This window comes from Candidatus Thiodiazotropha sp. CDECU1, from assembly GCF_963455295.1.
Taxonomy (GTDB): domain Bacteria; phylum Pseudomonadota; class Gammaproteobacteria; order Chromatiales; family Chromatiaceae; genus Thiodiazotropha.
Genome location: NZ_OY734020.1, coordinates 120496 through 139461 on the forward strand (window position 1 = coordinate 120496; position 18966 = coordinate 139461).

The following is an 18966-nucleotide window of genomic DNA, read 5'->3' on the forward strand; positions in this document are numbered from 1 at the left end:
CACCGGCGATCCGGTCACTTAATTAGGCAACAGATACAGGACTCAATGCGAATAGAAGAACTCAGAGACGTCGTTCTGCAGGCACTGGACGATATGAAAGCGAAGGATGTGGTGGTACTGGATGTACGTGAAAAGACCAGCATAACAGATATCATGATTGTCGCCAGCGGTACCTCTGACAGACATGTGAAATCAATTGCCCAGACCGTGGCCTTCAAAGCAAAACAGGCAGGTGAAGCCCCTCTCGGTACCGAGGGTCTGGATGATGGTGAGTGGGCCCTGGTGGACCTCAATGGCGTCGTGGTGCACGTAATGCAGCCAAAGGTGCGGGACTTCTACCATCTGGAACGACTCTGGTCTCTGGATGAGCCTGATGATAATGCCTCGCAGAAACTCAAATCTATCTAGGGTCTAGGCCCTAGCCCCCTGCATGGATCGGTTTGACCGGATATTTGAACTCAACCGTATCCTGCAGGCAGCCCGTTATCCGGTTTCAAGGCAGCAGTTAGAACGAGAGCTGGAGTGCTCCCGCGCGACCGTGAAGCGCCTCATTGAGGAGATGCGTCTCTATCTGAACGCGCCGATCGTCTATGATCGAAAACTCAACGGTTATCGTTACGATCCCCGGGAAGGGGAGATGTATGAGCTACCGGGGCTCTGGTTCAATGCTTCTGAGCTGCATGCCCTGCTCGCTGTGCAACAGTTGTTGGAACGGGTGCAGCCCGGTCTTCTGGAGAGCCATCTGCAACCCTTGCGTCGCAAGATCGATGACCTGCTGGCGCGGCAGCAGGGTGATACCGGTGAATCCCTCTCCAACAGGATTCGCCTGATCCGGGCCACCGCTCGTCCCACCAGCCCCTTCTTTACCCTCCTGGCAGGCTGCCTGGCTGCCAGACGCCGCCTCCATCTCGTCTACTACAATCGCGCGCGTGACATGCTCAGCGAACGTGAGGTTTCACCGCAGCGCCTTACCCACTATCGTGATAACTGGTATCTGGATGCCTGGTGCCATTTACGTGAAGGTTTACGCACCTTTGCCCTGGATGCGATTCGGCAGGCATGGCAACTGGATCAAGTGGCGCAGAATGTGGAGGAAGCGGTGCTGGAGCGCCACTTTACAGATGCCTACGGTATATTCTCAGGACAAGCCAAGGAGCTGGCGGTGGTACGATTCAGTGCCAATGCGGCCAGGTGGGTGGCCACGGAAGAGTGGCATCCAAGACAACAGAGTCGCTGGTTGGGTGATGGACGTTACGAGTTGACACTACCCTATTCCGATCCATCGGAACTGTTGATGGATCTGTTGAAATATGGGCCGGATGTGGAGGTCGTTTCACCCCCTGAGTTACGCAGTCAGGTCCAACAGCGGCTGCGATCGGCGCTGGATATCTATAACCCGTAGTTGGGCTAACACTTCTTTTTCAGCTCCTTGTAGCGGCGTATAGCCTTCTTGCGTTGGGTATGCAGAATCTTGATCTCTGTGATAAGTCGTTTGCGTTTGGTACGGTCCTTTTCATTCGCCAACTTCTCTTTGGCCGCCCGCTCCTGCTTTTTAAGCTTTTTCAGGAGTTCGGCTATGCGATCACATTTGGGCTTATCCTTTTTCGAGCCCGAATCGAGTAGGTTTTTGAGTTTATCAACGATTTTGTTTGACTGGGGCATGCTAGCTACCTTTTAAATACCCATTGATGACCGCACTCTGCTTCACACGATCTTGTGTCTTTATTTTTTGAGCGCCCAAATTGAGGATAGCGGTGATCTTAGGATCTTCAAGCAGTACTTGGTAAATATTTATGATCAATCGATTATCCTCGCAATTAGGCTTGATGGTCGATATCAGACATCTACTTGTCATATTTGTGTAATAATTACATCTGTTGCGTATCTTTATCTGTAGCGAAGTTTTGCTCTGAGTTGTCTGATATGGCAGGCGAGTCCTTGGGTGTCTCGACATTTCGCCAGGGTGGGCGATTTCAGGTAGAATTAGCAAGTTACTGCCATGCACATTGTTTTGTTGAGGCAGGGCTCCTTCTATCTTGATAGTTAAAATAATCGGATTTTTTGTCGATTCATGCCTTGCAGGTTATGCAGGATGTGAATTCCCATGACTGCATGCCCTTTTTTAGCCTATGGTGTAGGGGTTTTTAATCCAGGTGGTCTGAGCAAAAAGCCTCGCTCAGAGTAATCTGCCTGCCCTTTGTGGCAACAAGAAACCGATTCGGATTTTTTTAAATGGAAGAGTTGAGAACACTTTTCGATTCCCTTGGACTCGCGGATGTAAACTGGGAGCTGCTGTTGCGTGCCCTGTTACAAGTGTTCCTGCTCTCCCTGTCAGCAGTCTTTTCAGGTTCGGAGACCGCCCTCTTCTCCCTCAGCCGGATCGATTTGCAGAAATTGCGCCACAGTCGTGACAAGCATTCGGAGAGCATCCACGCCATGTTGGATGAGCCGAGACGCCTGATTATCTCGATACTGTGCGGTAATGAGCTGGTTAATATCGCCGCAGCCGCAAATATGGCGGCGATCCTGCTGTTGCTCTTCGGTGATGCCAATGTCACCTGGTTCAACATCCTTATCATGGTGCCACTGCTGTTGTTGATCGGAGAGGTGACGCCGAAGACCATTGCGGTCAGTTTTCCAGTCAAGTTCGCAACCCGTCTCACAGCCAGGATCCTGCCGCGATGGATTGTCTTTATCACCCCCTTGAGAGAGGCGGTCAGATCGGTATCCGACCGCATCACCACCATGATCGTGGGCGAGGCGATCAGTCGGGAAAATATTCTGCATGCGGATGAACTGCGTACCCTGCTGGAAGCTGGTGAAGAGAGCGGTGTGATCGAGGCCACAGAGCGGGTGTTGATCGATAATGTGCTGGAGGCGTCGGAGACCGATATCTCCCGCATCATGACCCCGGGTCCGCGTATCCAGTTTCTGGATGCGGATCTCCCTGTGCAAGAGCTGATTGAGGCATTTCGCAGCTACCAGCATCCGAGAATCCCGGTCTATCAGGGGCATTGGGACAATGTCATCGGATTTATCCACTCGGAGGATATCCTGCGACTCGTCAGAGGGGGCGGTGATCTTGAGCAGGTGACACTGGAGATGATCATCAAACCAGCTCATTTCGTTCCGCCGACCAAGAAGGTGGATGAGATGTTCGACTACTTCCAGGCCCACAACACCCGGATCGCCATCGTCCTCGGTGAATACGGAGAGGTGCTGGGTGTGGTCACCATGAAGGATGTCTTGACCTTTATCTTTGGCGAGATCACAGGAAAGATGGCCGGTTTGGAGTATTACCAGGAGGAGGATGCCAACAGCTATATCGTTCCCGGCGATATGCGCCTCACAGATTTTTACAACCTCACCAATTTCGATATCGAAGATCCGGTGATGGCAACCATCGGTGGTGTGGTATTCCGCCTCTTTGATCGTCTTCCCCAGGAGGGAGATAACCTGCGCAACGAAGGTTATGAGTTTATCGTCAAGGAGGTGAAAGGCCTGCGCATCAGTAAGGTTCAGGTGCGAAAAATAGTGGCCAGTGATGAGGAACCCCCTCAGGTCGAGGAAGAAGAGATAGCAGTTGAAATAGATAACCTGGACAAGCCAGCGGAGGGGGTTGAAGAGCAATCCTTGAGTGAACAACAGAAGATGGCCAAGACCCAATCAGAGGAGGTTGAGAAATGAGTTGGGGCGTTGAACTGGTAATGATCCTTCTGTTTCTGTTGCTGAAGGGTTTTTTCTCCGGATCAGAGATCGCGATGGTGAACTCTGACAAGCTTAAATTGCGGCATCAGGGGAAACTTGGCAATCGTGGTGCTAATTTGGTCCTTAAGCTGTTCAAGACACCGGATGTAATCCTTGGTACGACACTGGTCGGCACCAATATAGCCACTGTCACAATCTCAACCCTGGGTGCCCTGGTCTGTATCGATCTGTTTGGTAAAACCGGTGATCTGATCTCGGTGATCATATTGACCCCGGTGCTGTTGATACTTGGCGAAGTCGTGCCAAAGAGTGTATTCCAACAGGAAGCGGACAGCCTGGTCAGCCGCTTGATCTATATTCTGCGTTTCTTCTCCTATGTCTTCTACCCGGTCATCTTTATCTTCAGTCGCGTGGCCAGGTTGGCGACCCGGATAGTCGGTGGTGGCACGGTGCCGCAGAACATGTTTATCACCCGTGAGGAGTTGCGGGTGTTGCTGGATGTATCCGATTCGACCTCAGATCCGCAAACCATCGATCGCAAGCGGATCCGAAGAATCATTCGTTTTGCCGACACTACAGTGGGCGAAGCGATGATCCCACTACCGGATGTGGTGGGATTCAACGAGGTGCGTAACATGAAGGAGGCGGTGCGACTGGTCATGAAACATGGCTACAATCGCCTGCCTGTCTATCGAGGCAATATCACCAATGTCAAAGGTATCCTGACCCTTGATACCTGGGCCCTGATGTCCCCCGACCTGGAGGATAAGCCGATAGTTGACTACATCAGCCCGGTTCTCTATCTGTCGCCGAGGCAGACCATCGATCGTGCGCTGCCGATGCTGCAGGCAAGAAAGGATCATATGGCGGTAGTGGTGGATGAGTTCGGTTCCGCAATCGGTATTCTCACCATGGAGGATGTCTTTGAAGAGGTGGTGGGTGAAATCGACGTGGGTTATGACTTTGACGAATACCACCCGAAACGTCGGATCTACATAGAACATGAGAGTGAAAAAAGCCATCTGGTGAGCGGCAGAATGCCGATTTCTGAGATCAATGATATCCTGCATGTGGAATTTCCGGTGGAGGAGGCCTTGACAGTGGGAGGCCTGATCGTCAGTCGTCTGCGTCACATACCGTCAGAGGGCGATGCAATCGAGGAACAGGGTCACCGCCTGACCGTGATCGAGTCAGATGAGCGTTCCGTGCTGAAAGTGAGAATAGAACGACAGACCTGAGGTAATCGATACTTTGAATGATGAAATGGTAGAGGAGAGTGGTCATGCCCGACAAAACTGGCAAACAACCGATCCTGGTACCTGTCGACTTTTCTGCAGCATCTGAGGCGGCACTACTGAAGGCATTTGAACTGGCGGAATGTCTCAAGGTAAGGGTGGTGGTAGTGCATGTGGTGCATGATCCAGGGGATATGCCTGGATACTATTCGGACATGATTAAAAAGAAAAAACTCTCCAGAATGCAGGATGCCGCACGCATCATGTTGGAGGAGTTCATCCAGGAATTCCGCAAAAAAAAACCCACCAAAATGCGCCTGAAAAAGGCTGAGCGGATGCTTGTTATCGGCTTGCCCGTGACGCGGATTCTACAGGTCGCGAAAAGAATCGATGCTTCATTTGTGGTGATGGGGAGCAAAGGGGAGAGGGGACTAAAGCATCTGATGTTGGGATCCGTGGCCGAGCGCGTGGTTCAGCTTTGCCCTCTACCGGTAATGGTGGTGAAGGTAGCGCCACCACAAGCAGAGGCATCATGACATGAATCTCTTTAATCCCGTGCAAAAAACACCAACCAACCTCAGCCTTCCAACCTTCATTCTCATCGGCCTGTCAGGCCTGTTTTTCGCCCTGCCCGTGTTCGCGGATGGCGCTGCCGATGTGGGCATCGAATGGGGTGTGATGGGGATGAAGTTGTTTGGCGGACTCGCCCTGTTTCTGTTCGGTATGGAACAGATGGCGGATGCCTTGAAGGCGGTGGCAGGCGCACGTATGAAGGGTATCCTCGCCAAATTGACCACCAATCGTTTTATGGGAGCGGTCACAGGGGCCTTCGTTACAGCGGTTATTCAATCCTCCTCGGTCACCACTGTATTGGTGGTCGGTTTTATCACCGCCGGGTTGATGTCACTGTCGCAATCGATCGGCGTCATCATGGGGGCGAATATCGGCACCACCATCACTGCCCAGATCGTTGCCTTCAAAGTGACCAAAGCGGCACTGTTGATGATCGGTGTCGGCTTTACCATGTTGTTTGCATCCAAGCAGGAACGCTTCAAACACTACGGTGCCATGTTGATGGGATTGGGCCTGGTCTTCTTCGGCATGAGCATCATGAGTGATGGCATGAAGCCGCTGCGCACATACCAGCCGTTTCTCGATTTGATGATCAGTATGGAGAGCCCGCTGGTAGGCATACTGGTGGCTGCCGGATTCACAGGTTTGATTCAATCCTCATCGGCGACCACCGCTATCGTGATTGTGATGGCAAGCCAGGGATTCATCACCCTGCCAGCCGGGATTGCGTTGGCGTTCGGCGCCAATATCGGTACCTGTGTCACGGCCATGCTGGCATCGATCGGCAAACCGAGGGAGGCGGTAAGAGCGGCGGTGGTGCATGTCATATTCAATGTGTCAGGGGTGGTATTGTGGATCATGTTCATTCCCCAACTGGCCGAGGTGGTGGCCATGATTTCGCCCAGCCATCCGGAACTCTCGGGTATTGATCGTCTTGGCGCTGAAACGCCGCGTCAGATCGCCAATGCCCATACCATTTTCAATATTGCCAACACCTTAATCTTTATTTGGTTTACCGCTCAGTTGGCCCGCTTGGTGGAGTGGATGATTCCCGATCGCCTGCTGGAGGAAGAGGGCTTGGCGGTGAGTGCAAAATATCTGGATGACGAACTTCTATCCACTCCGTCCCTGGCACTGGATCGGGTGCGACTGGAGGTGTTGCACATGGGCGAGCGGGTGATGGAGATGTTGGATAAGATCATGCCGGCCATTCTCAGTGGTGATCACAAATCCCTGGATGACGTGGCACTGCTCGATGATGAAGTGGATATCCTGTATGAGCAGATCGTCGACTATCTTGGCAAGATCAGCAAACAATCGATGACGGATCAACAGACCGAGGATTTCCTCTCCTTGATGGAGGCGGTGGGTGACCTGGAAAATATTGGTGACACCATCGAAACCAATATGGTCGCACTAGGCCACGAACGCATCAATCACGGTTTTTCCATCAGTGAACCCACCAAGGATGTGCTTACAGGTTTCCATAAGGTGGTGAAAAAGGCGGTGGATGGTGCTGTTCAGTCGGTTTCCCAGGTTAATGCCAAGGTGGCGCAAAGTGTTATTGATATGAAAAACGAGATCAATAAGATGGCGGAATCCGCTGCTCTGCATCAAGCCTCGAGACTGGTTGCAGAAGAACCCAATCGTATCGCCGCCTACACTACTGAAGTGGATATTATTGAGAAACAAAAGCGGATCTATTACTTTGCCAAACGAATGGCGAAATCTGTTGTGCCGCCGGAAGAGGTCGTCGAGGAGTAAGCTTTCACAAGGAATATCCGCCACTCCTCCAGGTGTCGAAGAACGAAGTATGAAGATTGAAAAAATAATTCGGCAGCTGCATCACTATCTCAAGAAAGGGAAAAAAGGTACCGGTAATGATCGCGATCAGCTAAAGCAACTTATAAAACGACTCGAGAAGAGGAAGGATCATCTACGCCATCGGTTAAAAAAAGAGCAGAGTGCTTGCAAGCAAAAGCGCATGAAAGTGGAGCTGAAGTTCGTAGAGGCGAAACTGTTAAAAGGGAAAAAGCGTCTAGCACATTTCAGTAAAACCTAGGGCCTGTGACATTATACAATCAGTGAGTAAAACAGATCGTAAACCGGACACCCGAACGGCGATGCGCCAGCTGATCGATCGTGTGCGCAGGGATATCCCTTTCGATCTTCCTGAAGAGGTGCTGTGTGGTGATACCTGCCAGGGCTGTTCAGGCAAAGTACTGATCTATCTGGAAACCGAACTGGATGAGTGGGAGGGTAAGCTGGCCAATGGCGCCATTCCCAACTTCAGTGATCTCTGCCGTCTGGCTGAGAAGAGCAAAAAGATTGCTCGAGTGTTGCATCAGAACGGACTGTTAAAGAAACCCCCGGTCTCATAACTCCTTTTATATACCCACACTATTAATCCACCCTATCAGTAACTATCTGAAGAGTTTTTAGGGAAGGTCTGATTAATCCGTCATTCCGGCGCATGCCGGAATCTATGTGCTTGATTTTCCTGGATCCCGGCATGCGCCGGGATGACGAAAAGAGAGTTAATCAGAGGTTCCTTTGTTTTTAGTTTTTAGTGGATGAGTTCGCTTTGCTCAAAACTCAAAACTTAATCCTTTGAATGGTTTCTGCTTCATTCAGCTTTCATTCAGGCTTGGCGCCATATGCTTACTCATAAGTTCATACACTTTGGAGAACTATGATGAAAGCTAAAGCACTTCTTTTGGCAAGCGCACTCTCAGCCTCGCTGGTCACAGCTGCGCCGGCCCAAGCCCATGATTACTATGACTACCCCTATGGATTGCTGGGCGGGTTGTTCCTTGGTCTCTCCTGGAACCACTATCATGGCCACGGTCATTCCCATCGCCATGGTGATCGCCACTATCGTCACCGGGAGTACCGGCATAGTGAGAGTCGCGGCCGTGCCTACCGGGGTGATCGCAGGCGCGATGGTCACCGGGATAAACACCGCCATCGTCGGGACCGTCGGGATTGAGTTGGAGAGCAGCTATGGGTAGTTACGACAAAACCAGGTGGTATCCTTTACTTGCATTGCTGATGCTTGTGATCGGGGGGCAGGCATTTGCAACTGAGGGTGGTGTCAGACTCTCGCAATCCGTGGAGGGAGTAGTCAGCACCGGCGCCGAGAAAGGCGAGATGGAGCTTGATCAGGCCGATGTGGATGAACTTCAGGAGTTGGTCGTCTCGGGCAGTCGGATAGAGGCGACCGCTCAGCGCAGCTCCGCGGCCCATCCTGCGGGAGATCACCTGAGTATCTTTGATGCCCATTCCGTGATCAGCAGGGATGATGACGATGATGGTTATTATCATCGTTTGAAGGTGGTTTTCGATGCGGATACATCGGGGGAAGAGGTATGGGTCTATGCCCGGCTCTACCTCAGTTTGGAGGGAGGACCGTGGAACCACTATTTCACTACCGATGTGTTTCCCGTTTCGGGATATGTCAGTGATGATGAGTATGAGGTGGTAACCCGGTTGCTGGATGGCTATCCAAGCGGTTACTACGATGTCCTGATCGAGCTCTATGATGCGGATTATGATCTTCTCGAGGTCAATTACGGACCCTATGAGGATGGTGATCTGGCAGTGTTGCCATTGGAGGACTATTACCGGGATGACTATGGTGGCGGTGGCGCCACTGGTATGTTCATGCTGATGCTGGGATTGTTGGCTGTGGCTAGACGTTATGCGAAGATGTTTTATGAACGCTGTTTCAGCACCCGAGTATAGTGGGTAATCATAAAAATACATTTTAGGGGTTGCCGATGACTCACAGATATCTACTGTTTCTGATGCTCTCTCTCCCAATCTTGCTGTTGCAGGGGTGTTCCTCCCTGGAGCAGGTGGATCGGGTTATGGAGGGGCGCAAACCTACGGCGCAGGTTGAGGGTGTCAGGCTGAGCGGTCTCGATTTGGAGGGACTCGATCTGGTATTCGATGTGAATATAGATAATCCCAATCCCTTCGCCATCGATTTGACCGGTTTCGATTACGATCTGCAGCTTTTTGACCGTTCATTTCTCAAGGGGCAACAATCCCAGGGGTTGAGCCTGGCCGCCAAAAGCGACAGCAAGGTCCAGGTCCCTCTGCGACTCGGATTCAGCCAGCTGTTGAGCACCTATCAGGAGTTGAAACGCGCCCATCAGGCAAGCTATCGACTCGATCTGGGACTGGGTTTTCAAATGCCGGTGATTGGCTCGCTGCGCCTACCCATCAATGTCGAAGGCGATTTTCCGGTGCCGAAAATACCGCAGCTCAGGATCAAGTCGTTGGCGATCAAGCAGCTCTCCCTGGAGAAGGCCGATCTGTTGTTGCAGTTGCAGGTGGACAATCCCAACAATTTCTCTCTATTGCTGGAGCAGTTGAATTACCACCTCAAGTTGAACGGGTTGGCAATCGCCGAGGGTCTGATCGAAAAACCGGTGGATATCATGCAGGGTGGCAGCGCGGTGCTGAGCGTTCCTCTCTCCATCGATCTGCTGCAGGCGGGTATCGGTCTCTATTCAGCCCTGCTGGGCCGCACCGGCATCAGCTATGACTTGAATGGCACGCTGGATGCGTCCACCCAGAATGCGTTATTGAAACATTTTCAAATTCCTGTGGATAAACAAGGCAATATCAATTTGCAATAGTATCCTGCCAGGGGGCAGCCTGAGAATCAGTGTTAACAGGCCCTAGGCGAGCTAAAATTAAGACAGGAACAGACGTAGACCTTCAATCCAAATTCCTGCGGGAAGGAGGTAGTCATGAAAACCTTTATGCTGATGACCGGAAGCGGTCCGTTGATGATTCTCACATCCCACGCCTCCATGGAGGATCCTCTGATATTGGAAAAGCTGGCGAGCAAGGGCATTGAAAAATTCCTTGCCTACGAGGTGCCCTATGAGTTGGCCAAGGAGCGCTACGGCGGGCATTTCAGTGTCGTAGCCAACGACCTGCACGAGAGCGACGATCTGCGGGTGCTCGACTATAACGGTGAACGCGCCTTCAAGCTCTTCTCATTCGCCGAACTCGGTCCACAGATTGTGCATGAAGCCAGTGGTGCTTCCGTAGCTGAGGTGGCTTGATCGAGCACATGCTTAGTGTCAGTCACCCCTGCATAATGCCGGGTCGGACCAGGAATCACAGTTCGCCGAGGGATCGGTATATTGGGTGATGTTTGATTCGGAGTGTGCCACCCCACCAAGCTGGGCAAGCTTGGAACGGATCTCAGCGCCGACAAAGCGTTGCGGCATGGAGTGTTTGCGTTGCTCCCGGCGCTCTTTATCCTCAATCCATTCTGCGGCGATATCGAACGCCTCGATGAAATTGGACTGTTTATCCAGGGCGTGTTTGAAATAGGCAGTGCCAAAATCGGTGAACTCACTCTCAGCACCGCATCCGAAGGACTTCCGGTCGTTGGCTGCGGCAGTGATGATCAGGGTCTGAGGTGTGCGTAAGGGTTCGATGAATCCCCCCGAGTAGCAGCTGGATACGACAATCACACGCCAGCGAATACCCGCATCGTCCAGTGCTCGACGTACCTGCATGGGCGTCATGTCATCAAGCGGCACAGGACCGAAGCTCACGGAGAATTTATGCTCCTTGCTGCCGTGGGAAGTCATGAACAGAAACAGTACATCCTCGTCGGGATCGATGATCTGGCCTATCACGTCCAGACTATCCGCCAGGTTGTGGCGGTTTACCAGGGGATAGCGGGCCAGAGTCTCCACATTGTTTACCAGCACCATCGAACGCCCGGAGGTGTCGAAGCGTCGATCGAAGAGCTCTCGCACATACTCGACCTCATTGAGAAAGACCTTCTCCAGCCCATATCCTCCCACTGCGACCAAGTAGAGGTCAGGTATGCCGGGCCGCTGGGGTATCAACCCGTTCAGTGCTTGATCCACCAACGGGTATTGATTGTAGAAAAGATCCTCCACACTGAGATCGTTCAGCTTGGAATAGGTGCTATCACTCTGGGTAGGTTTATCGCTGTACCAGAGCTGGGTGTAGGGAAGAAACCAGATACTCGAAAGGTAGAGCACCAGGCTCAGGCCCGCCAGGGAGAATGCCTTGCCAAATTCTACCAGGAGTATGATGCGTAACAGGCGGATCATGATGTAGAGGTGCCAGAGGAACAGCAACAATAGCAGCGCGCCGCCACCCTGTGGGTGGGAGTAATAGAGTTGTTCAGGCAGGGCGAGGAGATGGATTGCAATTGTGATGAGAGGCATTGATGCCAGGTATGCAAGCAGCAATCTCCCCGTGTCCGTGGTTTCGGCTCGAGCCAGTCTGGCGATGCTCACCAGTATCAATAGATCAAACAGATAGGCGGCACCCAGGTGGTTGAGGCCATATGTGGAGAATACCGCCGGCTTATCCACTGTCAGGTAGGCGACTGTGATTTCGAGACACACCAGCAGGGCCAGGAGCCAGAGCCCCTGGTCGATGGAATAGATGAAGTTATTGCCTGCTACTCTTTGCCCGGTCACGAGACGCAACCCGGATTTGAGGTTGATTGTCAGGGCGATGAGCTGTTTTGCAATGAATTTATCTTCCATGGTTTACTCTTCCGTTCACCTCTAGGGCCTGTTAACAGGCCTTAGCAACAGGCATCGGCCGAAGGCAGAGAATCCTGAGACTTGAGCGAGTAGCCGTAGACCGTCTACTTATTTCCCAGGCTCATAAGCCAGGTTGGGCGCAAGCCAACGTTCTATTTCGGCAAGGGGCAGTCCCTTGCGTCGCGCATAGTCACTCACCTGATCCCTGTTCAGCTTGCCCACCGCAAAATAGCGGGCAGCGGGATGGCTGAAATAGAGACCGCTGACCGAGGCGGTGGGTACCATCGCTTTACTCTCCGTCAGCCAGATCCCGGTATGCTCTTCGACCGAGAGCAGTTCCCACAACAGCTCCTTCTCCGTATGATCCGGGCTGGCCGGATAGCCCATGGCCGGGCGGATGCCGGTGTAGCCTTCCGCTATCAATTCCTGGTTGTTCAGGGACTCCTCTTGGGCATAACCCCAGTACTCTTTTCTCACCCTCTCGTGCAACCACTCTGTCAGGGCCTCGGCCAACCGGTCCGCCAGGGCCTTTAGCATGATGGCATGGTAGTCGTCATGGTCCTGTTCAAACTCGTCGATCTTCTGTTCGATACCGATACCGGCGGTGCAGGCGAATGCGCCGATATAATCGAGTGTGTCACTCTCTTCTGGTGCGATGTAGTCGGCCAGGGATTCATTGTAGTGCCCATTGCCCTTGCCGCGCTGATCTTTCACGCTTGGCTGGCGGCCCTGTTTGCGCAGGTTATGCAGGGTTGTCAGGGTTTGGTCTCGAGCCTCATTCTGATATACGAGGATATCGTCGCCGCGGCTGTTGGCAGGAAAGAGACCGACCACCGCCGCCGCCTGCAACCAGCCCTCTTCGATAATTTTTTGCAGCATGGCGAGGGCATCGGTGTGGAGTTTTCGCGCCTCTTCACCTTTCTGCTCGTCATCCAGTATCTGGGGGTAACGCCCTTTTAGCTGCCAGGCGTGGAAGAAGAAGGTCCAGTCGATATAGGCGGTCAGCTCGGATAGGGGTATCTGCTTCATAACCAGCAGACTTGCACCTGGCTTCCCGCTGTCACTCTCCTGATCCAGACGCACCACGTTGGCAAATTCCGGAGGTGCAAAATCGGGGTCGCAAAGTTTGGGGCGTGCAGGTGTGTACCGGGTCCAATCGATCGGGGTCGGGTTGGACCTGGCCTCCTCAATCGAGATCAGGTTGCGTGACTGATTGATGCCGGCACGCCTCAATCTAACAGCCTCATACTCCTCCTGCAGCGATGCGGTATAGCTATCGCGATGTTCAGCCGATAGCAGGTTGGATGCCACGCCGACGGCACGGGAGGCGTCCGCCACATAGATCACGGGATTGTCATATTCCGGGTCGATCTTGACCGCCGTATGAGCAATGGAGGTTGTGGCGCCACCGATCATGAGTGGTTGCGCCATGCCCAGACGCTGCATCTCTTTCGCCACGTGGACCATCTCATCCAGGGACGGGGTGATCAGGCCTGAGAGGCCGATGATGTCGACCTGCTCATCCCGGGCTTTCTGCAGAATGGTATCCGCCGGCACCATGACACCGATGTCGATCACCTCGTAGTTGTTGCACTGCAGGACCACGCCGACAATGTTCTTACCAATGTCGTGGACATCGCCCTTGACGGTGGCCATCAAAATCTTGCCTTGGCTCTGCACGCCGCACTCGGCCTTCTCCTCCTCCAGGTAGGGCTCCAGATAGGCGACCGCTTTTTTCATCACTCGGGCCGATTTAACCACCTGTGGGAGGAACATCTTACCTGCGCCAAACAGGTCGCCCACCACATTCATACCATCCATCAAGGGGCCCTCGATCACCTCCAGGGTCTGCTTGGCCCGTTGCCTTGCCTCCTCGGTATCGCCCACGATGAATTCAGTGATGCCTTTCACCAGGGCATGTTCGAGACGTTTTTCCACAGGCCAGGATCGCCACTCCGCATCCTCCTTGCTCTCCACCACCGCCCCATCGCCTTGATATTTGGGGGCCAGCTCCACCAGGCGTTCACCCGCCTGTTGGTCGGTGTTGAGAACAACCGCCTCCACTGTGGTGCGAAGTTCCTCCGGCAGATCGTCGTACACCGCCAACTGTCCCGCGTTGACTATACCCATGTCCATCCCCGCCTTGATGGCGTGGTAGAGAAAAACCGCATGGATGGCTTCACGTACCGGATTGTTGCCGCGAAACGAGAAAGAGACATTCGAGACGCCACCCGATATCAGGGCATGGGGCAGCTTCAGCTTGATCTCCCGGGTGGCCTCGATGAAGTCGACACCATAATTGTTGTGTTCCTCGATGCCGGTGGCGATGGCGAAGATATTCGGGTCGAAAATAATATCCTCTGCCGGGAAACCGACCCTTTCGGTGAGCAGACGGTAGGCCCGCGTACAAATCTCGATCTTGCGTGCCTGGGTGTCCGCCTGGCCTGTTTCGTCAAAGGCCATGACAATGACTGCCGCCCCATATTGCCGGCATAGCCGGGCCTGGTGCAGAAAGGGCTCCTCGCCCTCCTTGAGGGAGATGGAGTTGACGATGGGCTTGCCCTGTACGCACTGCAGACCGGTCTCGATAATCGACCACTTGGATGAGTCGATCATCACCGGTACTTTGGCGATCTCCGGCTCACCGGCGCAGAGGTTGAGAAAGCGCTGCATGGCGGCAACGCCGTCCAGCATCGCCTCATCCATGTTGATATCCACGATCTGCGCACCATTCTCAACCTGTTCACGACAGACATCCAGGGCCTCATCGTAGGCCTCGCTGAGGATCAGGCGTTTGAATTTTGCAGAACCGGTGACATTGGCCCGTTCGCCAATGTTCACAAACAGAGAGTCCGCGCCGATATTGAGCGGTTCCAGTCCCGAGAGACGACACTGTATTTCGATACTCGGTAATTGGCGTGGCGCTCTACCCTCCATCGCCTCTGCAATTGCCTGGATATGTTGTGGCGTGGTACCACAGCAGCCGCCGACGATATTCAGGAAACCAGTATCCGCCCACTCGGCAAGATACTCAGCCATCTGCTGTGCATCCAGGTCGTACTCACCAAACTCGTTGGGCAGGCCGGCATTGGGGTGGGCAGAGACATAGGTATCGGCGATACGCGACATCTCCTCCACATATTGACGCAGCAGGTCGGGGCCCAGGGCGCAGTTTAGACCGACGGAGATCGGTTTCGCATGGCGCAGGCTGTTGTAGAAGGCCTCGGTGGTCTGGCCCGAGAGGGTACGACCGGATTGGTCTGTGATGGTGCCGGAGATCATCACCGGAAGCCGGACCCCATCTGTGTCGAATACCTGTTCACAGGCAAAAACCGCCGCTTTTGCGTTCAGGGTGTCGAACACCGTCTCGATCAACAGCAGGTCGCAACCGCCGGCAATAAGACCCCGGGCAGATTCCATATAGGCCGCTACCAGGGCCTCGAAGGTGACGTTGCGCAGGCTGGCATCGTTGACGTCCGGAGAGATGGAGGCAGTGCGATTGGTCGGGCCGAGGACGCCGGCCACAAAACGGGGCTTTTCCGGGCTTGTGTATTTATCTGCCGCTTCCCGTGCCAGTCGGGCACTGGATTCACTCATCTCAAAGGCCAGGGACTCCATCTCATAGTCCGCCATGGAGATGCGATTGGCGCCGAAGCTGTTGGTTTCGACAATGTCCGCCCCCGCTTCCAGGTAGGCCTCGTGAATTGAAAGGATGATGCTTGGTTGAGTCAGCACCAGCAGGTCATTATTCCCTTGTAAATCACAAGGCCAATCTGCAAAGCGTTCTCCGCGATAATCTCCCTCATCGAGTTTGTGTCGTTGGATCATGGTGCCCATAGCGCCATCGAGGATGAGAATGCGCTGTTTAAGCAGTGTTTCAACAGGGTGATCAGCAGTTTTCGAGGTTGCGGGTGACATCTAGATACTCAGGTTTTATCGGAAACAGCCGCCAATTATAAGGCGCTGTCGGGAGGCAGGCGAGAGATCTCTTGCGCGATGCGACTAAACTGGTAATCAAGCAGGATCAAATTAGTCTTGATTGAGGTGCCGACATAAACTTATCTGTTTAGATATATCCTTTGTTATCAAGGGATTAACCCAAGCGGTCTGATGACACAAGAGATGATCGCTTATGCATGGTCGGGAGCCGGACAAAAAAACACAAACCAAATCTCTTGAGGGATTTTTAACGTGTCAAAACAAGCATTTCTAGTCGACGATTCGAAATCTGCGCGCATTGTACTAAGTAGAATGCTGAAAAAAAGCGGCTTCGATGGTGTCGAGATGGCGCAGTCGGGCGAAGAGGCCTTGGAACGTCTCAAAGAGTCGACACCGGACGCGATCTTTGTCGATTTTCTGATGGACGGCATGGATGGCTTGGAGACTATTACCGAGATTAAAAAGGATCCGAGGTTTTCCCACACCCCAGTGGTCATGTGTACCGCCAATGAAGGGGACGAATATGTGCAGGCCGCGGTCGACCACGGCGCCCTTGGCATCCTGGCCAAGCCCCCGACGGATGAGAGTCTGGGTGTAATCATCAACCTTATCGAGCAGCACCAGCAAGACGTCGCGGCGAGTGTGGAGGCAGCTTCGTCCGATCATGGGACGGCAGCCGAAAGTGCGGTTGAGGCAGCAGGGACAGGGTCAGAGACGGTGGTGATGCAGAGCGGCCTCAGCGATGATGATATCAAACGTATAGCCAGAGAGGTTGCTGTTCAATCAGCCCGAGAGTCCGGCCGTGAGGCAGCCGAGAAGGTCATCGCGGAGAGCCTTGCGGATCGTGTAGAGAGCGCAGTCCAGGCCTACCTGGATAACAAGCTTGAACCGATGATTATCTCAGTGGTGGAGCAGGGTCTGCAGCAGGTCGAAGCGGAGAGTGTTGATACCGATGCACTTCGAGAGTCTGTGGTGAAGCAGGTCAACCAGGACTTGGATGAGTTTGTCAGGCAGCTTAATCAACGTACCGTCGGGGATCTGATCGAGTCGAGTATCTATGGACAGATGAAAGAGTTGTCCGATGACATCTCGCAACGCCTGTCTGATCAGGAACAACGGATCCTGAATCAAGTACCGGAAAAAAACGACATGATCGAACATATCCGGGTCATTACCGAGGGGTCCCTTGAGGCCCAGGTGCATGAGACCGCCAGCCAAGTGGCGGGTGAGATTGCCAATTCCGTGGCCACCGAGACGGTGGAGAGCCTGCTCGATCAACACCTGGCCCACCAGGCGATGGAGAGTCAGCAACAGAAGTCGAAAATGCCTTTAATGATCGTTCTGGCGTTGGGTCTGTTGGCGGTTGCCGGTGCCGCAGCATTCATGCTCTTGTAGCTGACGGACAGTGCATAGGCAATAATCCTTCTCCTGTTTCCAGAATAGCTGCTCTACGGCATGTCAAAGCTGTCGCTACTACCGCCTGGGTGGTGAAATAGAGCTACAGACTGTAGGGTTTGAGCCGGGTTTGGAAACGCTATATTCTGCAGATATCCCTACAGGAGAAATCCCATGTTCGGAATGGGTCGCAAAACCAAGTTGCCGGATCAGAATGAGGCCCTACCCGGTCGAATGACCCCGATTCATCCCGGCGACAGCCACTATGTCAACGGACATACCCTGGTGGGTCCCTTTCCCGACCAGTGCGAATTCGCCCTGTTCGGCATGGGGTGTTTCTGGGGAGCGGAAAGACGCTTTTGGGAGCTGCCTGGGGTCTACTCAACGGTGGTGGGTTATGCAGCGGGTGTTACACCCAACCCAACCTATGAAGAGGTCTGTACCGGCATGACCGGGCATAATGAGGTTGTCAGGGTCGTCTTCGATCCAGCCTTGGTCAGCTACCAATCCCTGCTTGAATCCTTCTGGGAGGGACACAATCCCACCCAAGGCATGCGTCAGGGCAATGATGTGGGAACCCAGTATCGATCAGGTATCTATACCTTCGACGAGCAACAGCAGGCCTTGGCCGAGGAGTCCCGTGACCACTATCAGCATGCGCTGCAACAGGTGACGGCCGCGCCGGTGTCCACGGAGATACTGTCCGCCCCCACGTTTTACTTTGCCGAGGCCTATCATCAGCAGTATCTGGCCAAGAATCCGGCCGGGTATTGCGGGCTCGGAGGAACTGGGGTCTGTTACCCGAGCTGATCCTCCGGCTTGTTCCCATACCCGCCCATACTCTGTCTGCCTATGGAGAAGAGTCTCCTGCGGGCGATGAATCGCTATTCCCCGATCCCCGCAGATGACGCTGCAGAAAATCGACAATAGACTGCCATGACGCCTGGTCAGCCTCTGCTTCATAGCGTGGACTGGTGGGATTGGTAAAGCCATGGGCGGCGTCGAATCCGGCCGCTTCTGTCTCCTTGCCCGCGGCCTTCATCGCCGCCTCGAAATCCTCCTGCTTCTGCGGCCAGTTACGCTCCTGCTGGGCATAGATGGCCAATACAGGCCCAGACAATCTTTTCAGGCGCGCTACATCGGTTTCCATACGGCAGTAGGCCACCAGGGTGGCACTGACCTTGTCCGGCCGCAGCAGGCTTGCCTGCATCGATTGCTTGCCGCCAAAGGAACAGCCGAAGGTGGCGATCCGCCGGCCGGGTCTATGCAGGTAATCGATGGCGGCCTGTAATTTCCGATCGGCACGTGGTTGATCGATGTTGCGCATCATCTCCGCAGCCAACTCCGGATCATCGGTGGTCCTGCCATCATAGAGGTCGACCACCAGTGCCAGGTGTCCGATGTCGGCTAAACTGTCGGCCCACTGCCGGTTATGAGGCATGACCCCCCACCACTCGTGCAAAATCATCACCCCAGACTCAGCCGCCTCATCGCCGGCGAGGTAGGCGTTAAAGGATTCATCCTGTGAGGTCTTCAGAATAATTTCCCGGCCCATTGTC

At 53.6% G+C, this 18966-nt stretch carries 18 protein-coding genes; 14 read left to right on the top strand and 4 right to left on the bottom strand.

Annotated features, from left to right (window positions below; genetic code table 11):
* Nucleotides 1–45 precede the first annotated feature (45 nt).
* Together rsfS and R2K28_RS00540 are read left to right on the top strand one after the other, a co-directional pair.
* Nucleotides 46–408 (top strand): ribosome silencing factor, encoded by a 363-nt coding sequence (gene rsfS / locus R2K28_RS00535; RefSeq protein WP_316367488.1) that lies wholly within the window; start codon nucleotides 46–48, stop codon nucleotides 406–408.
* A 22-nt stretch (nucleotides 409–430) separates the two neighbouring features.
* Nucleotides 431–1402, top strand: a complete 972-nt coding sequence (locus tag R2K28_RS00540) for a helix-turn-helix transcriptional regulator (protein ID WP_316367489.1) — start codon at nucleotides 431–433, stop codon at nucleotides 1400–1402.
* Nucleotides 1403–1407: 5 nt separating this feature from the next.
* On the opposite strand, the gene R2K28_RS00545 is transcribed toward R2K28_RS00540, so the two are convergent.
* Nucleotides 1408–1662, bottom strand: coding sequence for a hypothetical protein (locus tag R2K28_RS00545; RefSeq protein ID WP_316367490.1), 255 nt, complete (start codon nucleotides 1660–1662; stop codon nucleotides 1408–1410).
* Nucleotides 1663–2232: 570 nt separating this feature from the next.
* Between R2K28_RS00545 and R2K28_RS00550 the strand changes: the two genes are divergently transcribed.
* The 10 genes from R2K28_RS00550 (at nucleotide 2233) to R2K28_RS00595 (ending at nucleotide 10597) form a co-directional block, all read left to right on the top strand.
* Nucleotides 2233–3687, top strand: coding sequence for a hemolysin family protein (locus R2K28_RS00550; RefSeq protein WP_316367491.1), 1455 nt, complete (start codon nucleotides 2233–2235; stop codon nucleotides 3685–3687).
* A complete protein-coding gene (locus R2K28_RS00555) occupies nucleotides 3684–4946 on the top strand; it encodes a hemolysin family protein (RefSeq protein WP_316367492.1) in 1263 nt (420 codons plus the stop codon). Before R2K28_RS00550 ends, R2K28_RS00555 begins: the two co-directional genes overlap by 4 nt.
* Nucleotides 4947–4990: 44 nt before the next feature.
* Nucleotides 4991–5479 (top strand): universal stress protein, encoded by a 489-nt coding sequence (locus tag R2K28_RS00560; RefSeq protein WP_316367493.1) that lies wholly within the window; start codon nucleotides 4991–4993, stop codon nucleotides 5477–5479.
* Nucleotide 5480: 1 nt separating this feature from the next.
* Entirely contained in the window at nucleotides 5481–7280 is a 1800-nt protein-coding gene (locus tag R2K28_RS00565; protein WP_316367494.1) for a Na/Pi cotransporter family protein, read from the top strand.
* Between the two features lie 49 nt (nucleotides 7281–7329).
* Nucleotides 7330–7578, top strand: a complete 249-nt coding sequence (locus R2K28_RS00570; RefSeq protein ID WP_316367495.1) for a hypothetical protein — start codon at nucleotides 7330–7332, stop codon at nucleotides 7576–7578.
* Nucleotides 7579–7600: 22 nt separating this feature from the next.
* Nucleotides 7601–7897 carry a hypothetical protein gene (locus R2K28_RS00575; protein ID WP_316367496.1) on the top strand — a complete coding sequence of 99 codons (297 nt, stop codon included), beginning with the start codon at nucleotides 7601–7603 and terminating at the stop codon, nucleotides 7895–7897.
* A gap of 311 nt (nucleotides 7898–8208) precedes the next feature.
* Entirely contained in the window at nucleotides 8209–8505 is a 297-nt protein-coding gene (locus R2K28_RS00580; RefSeq protein ID WP_316367497.1) for a hypothetical protein, read from the top strand.
* A 14-nt stretch (nucleotides 8506–8519) separates the two neighbouring features.
* Nucleotides 8520–9260 carry a choice-of-anchor H family protein gene (locus tag R2K28_RS00585; RefSeq protein WP_316367498.1) on the top strand — a complete coding sequence of 247 codons (741 nt, stop codon included), beginning with the start codon at nucleotides 8520–8522 and terminating at the stop codon, nucleotides 9258–9260.
* 35 nt (nucleotides 9261–9295) lie between these two features.
* On the top strand, nucleotides 9296–10162 hold the full coding sequence (locus R2K28_RS00590) for an LEA type 2 family protein (protein WP_316367499.1): 867 nt from the start codon (nucleotides 9296–9298) through the stop codon (nucleotides 10160–10162).
* Between the two features lie 114 nt (nucleotides 10163–10276).
* Nucleotides 10277–10597 carry a hypothetical protein gene (locus R2K28_RS00595; RefSeq protein ID WP_316367500.1) on the top strand — a complete coding sequence of 107 codons (321 nt, stop codon included), beginning with the start codon at nucleotides 10277–10279 and terminating at the stop codon, nucleotides 10595–10597.
* Between the two features lie 18 nt (nucleotides 10598–10615).
* Here R2K28_RS00595 and R2K28_RS00600 read toward each other — a convergent pair whose 3' ends face one another.
* Entirely contained in the window at nucleotides 10616–12073 is a 1458-nt protein-coding gene (locus R2K28_RS00600) for a C13 family peptidase (protein ID WP_316367501.1), read from the bottom strand.
* A gap of 108 nt (nucleotides 12074–12181) precedes the next feature.
* On the bottom strand, nucleotides 12182–15991 hold the full coding sequence (gene metH / locus R2K28_RS00605) for a methionine synthase (protein ID WP_316367502.1): 3810 nt from the start codon (nucleotides 15989–15991) through the stop codon (nucleotides 12182–12184).
* 273 nt (nucleotides 15992–16264) lie between these two features.
* On the opposite strand from metH, the gene R2K28_RS00610 reads away from it, so the two are divergent.
* Both R2K28_RS00610 and msrA read left to right on the top strand, forming a co-directional pair.
* Complete coding sequence (locus R2K28_RS00610; protein ID WP_316367503.1) at nucleotides 16265–17407, top strand: response regulator; 1143 nt, start codon at nucleotides 16265–16267, stop codon at nucleotides 17405–17407.
* A gap of 174 nt (nucleotides 17408–17581) precedes the next feature.
* Nucleotides 17582–18217, top strand: coding sequence for a peptide-methionine (S)-S-oxide reductase MsrA (msrA, locus tag R2K28_RS00615; protein ID WP_316367504.1), 636 nt, complete (start codon nucleotides 17582–17584; stop codon nucleotides 18215–18217).
* A 40-nt stretch (nucleotides 18218–18257) separates the two neighbouring features.
* Here the strand turns inward: msrA and R2K28_RS00620 are convergent, their stop codons facing one another.
* Nucleotides 18258–18962 carry a dienelactone hydrolase family protein gene (locus R2K28_RS00620; protein ID WP_316367505.1) on the bottom strand — a complete coding sequence of 235 codons (705 nt, stop codon included), beginning with the start codon at nucleotides 18960–18962 and terminating at the stop codon, nucleotides 18258–18260.
* Nucleotides 18963–18966 lie beyond the last annotated feature (4 nt).

Bases quoted from the DNA above. Each gene is read 5' to 3' on its own strand.
- rsfS (WP_316367488.1), top strand. From the start codon at position 46: ATGCGAATAGAAGAACTCAGAGACGTCGTTCTGCAGGCACTGGACGAT.
- R2K28_RS00540 (WP_316367489.1), top strand. From the start codon at position 431: ATGGATCGGTTTGACCGGATATTTGAACTCAACCGTATCCTGCAGGCA.
- R2K28_RS00545 (WP_316367490.1), bottom strand. From the start codon at position 1,662: ATGCCCCAGTCAAACAAAATCGTTGATAAACTCAAAAACCTACTCGAT.
- R2K28_RS00550 (WP_316367491.1), top strand. From the start codon at position 2,233: ATGGAAGAGTTGAGAACACTTTTCGATTCCCTTGGACTCGCGGATGTA.
- R2K28_RS00555 (WP_316367492.1), top strand. From the start codon at position 3,684: ATGAGTTGGGGCGTTGAACTGGTAATGATCCTTCTGTTTCTGTTGCTG.
- R2K28_RS00560 (WP_316367493.1), top strand. From the start codon at position 4,991: ATGCCCGACAAAACTGGCAAACAACCGATCCTGGTACCTGTCGACTTT.
- R2K28_RS00565 (WP_316367494.1), top strand. From the start codon at position 5,481: ATGAATCTCTTTAATCCCGTGCAAAAAACACCAACCAACCTCAGCCTT.
- R2K28_RS00570 (WP_316367495.1), top strand. From the start codon at position 7,330: ATGAAGATTGAAAAAATAATTCGGCAGCTGCATCACTATCTCAAGAAA.
- R2K28_RS00580 (WP_316367497.1), top strand. From the start codon at position 8,209: ATGATGAAAGCTAAAGCACTTCTTTTGGCAAGCGCACTCTCAGCCTCG.
- R2K28_RS00585 (WP_316367498.1), top strand. From the start codon at position 8,520: ATGGGTAGTTACGACAAAACCAGGTGGTATCCTTTACTTGCATTGCTG.
- R2K28_RS00590 (WP_316367499.1), top strand. From the start codon at position 9,296: ATGACTCACAGATATCTACTGTTTCTGATGCTCTCTCTCCCAATCTTG.
- R2K28_RS00595 (WP_316367500.1), top strand. From the start codon at position 10,277: ATGAAAACCTTTATGCTGATGACCGGAAGCGGTCCGTTGATGATTCTC.
- R2K28_RS00600 (WP_316367501.1), bottom strand. From the start codon at position 12,073: ATGGAAGATAAATTCATTGCAAAACAGCTCATCGCCCTGACAATCAAC.
- metH (WP_316367502.1), bottom strand. From the start codon at position 15,991: ATGTCACCCGCAACCTCGAAAACTGCTGATCACCCTGTTGAAACACTG.
- msrA (WP_316367504.1), top strand. From the start codon at position 17,582: ATGTTCGGAATGGGTCGCAAAACCAAGTTGCCGGATCAGAATGAGGCC.
- R2K28_RS00620 (WP_316367505.1), bottom strand. From the start codon at position 18,962: ATGGGCCGGGAAATTATTCTGAAGACCTCACAGGATGAATCCTTTAAC.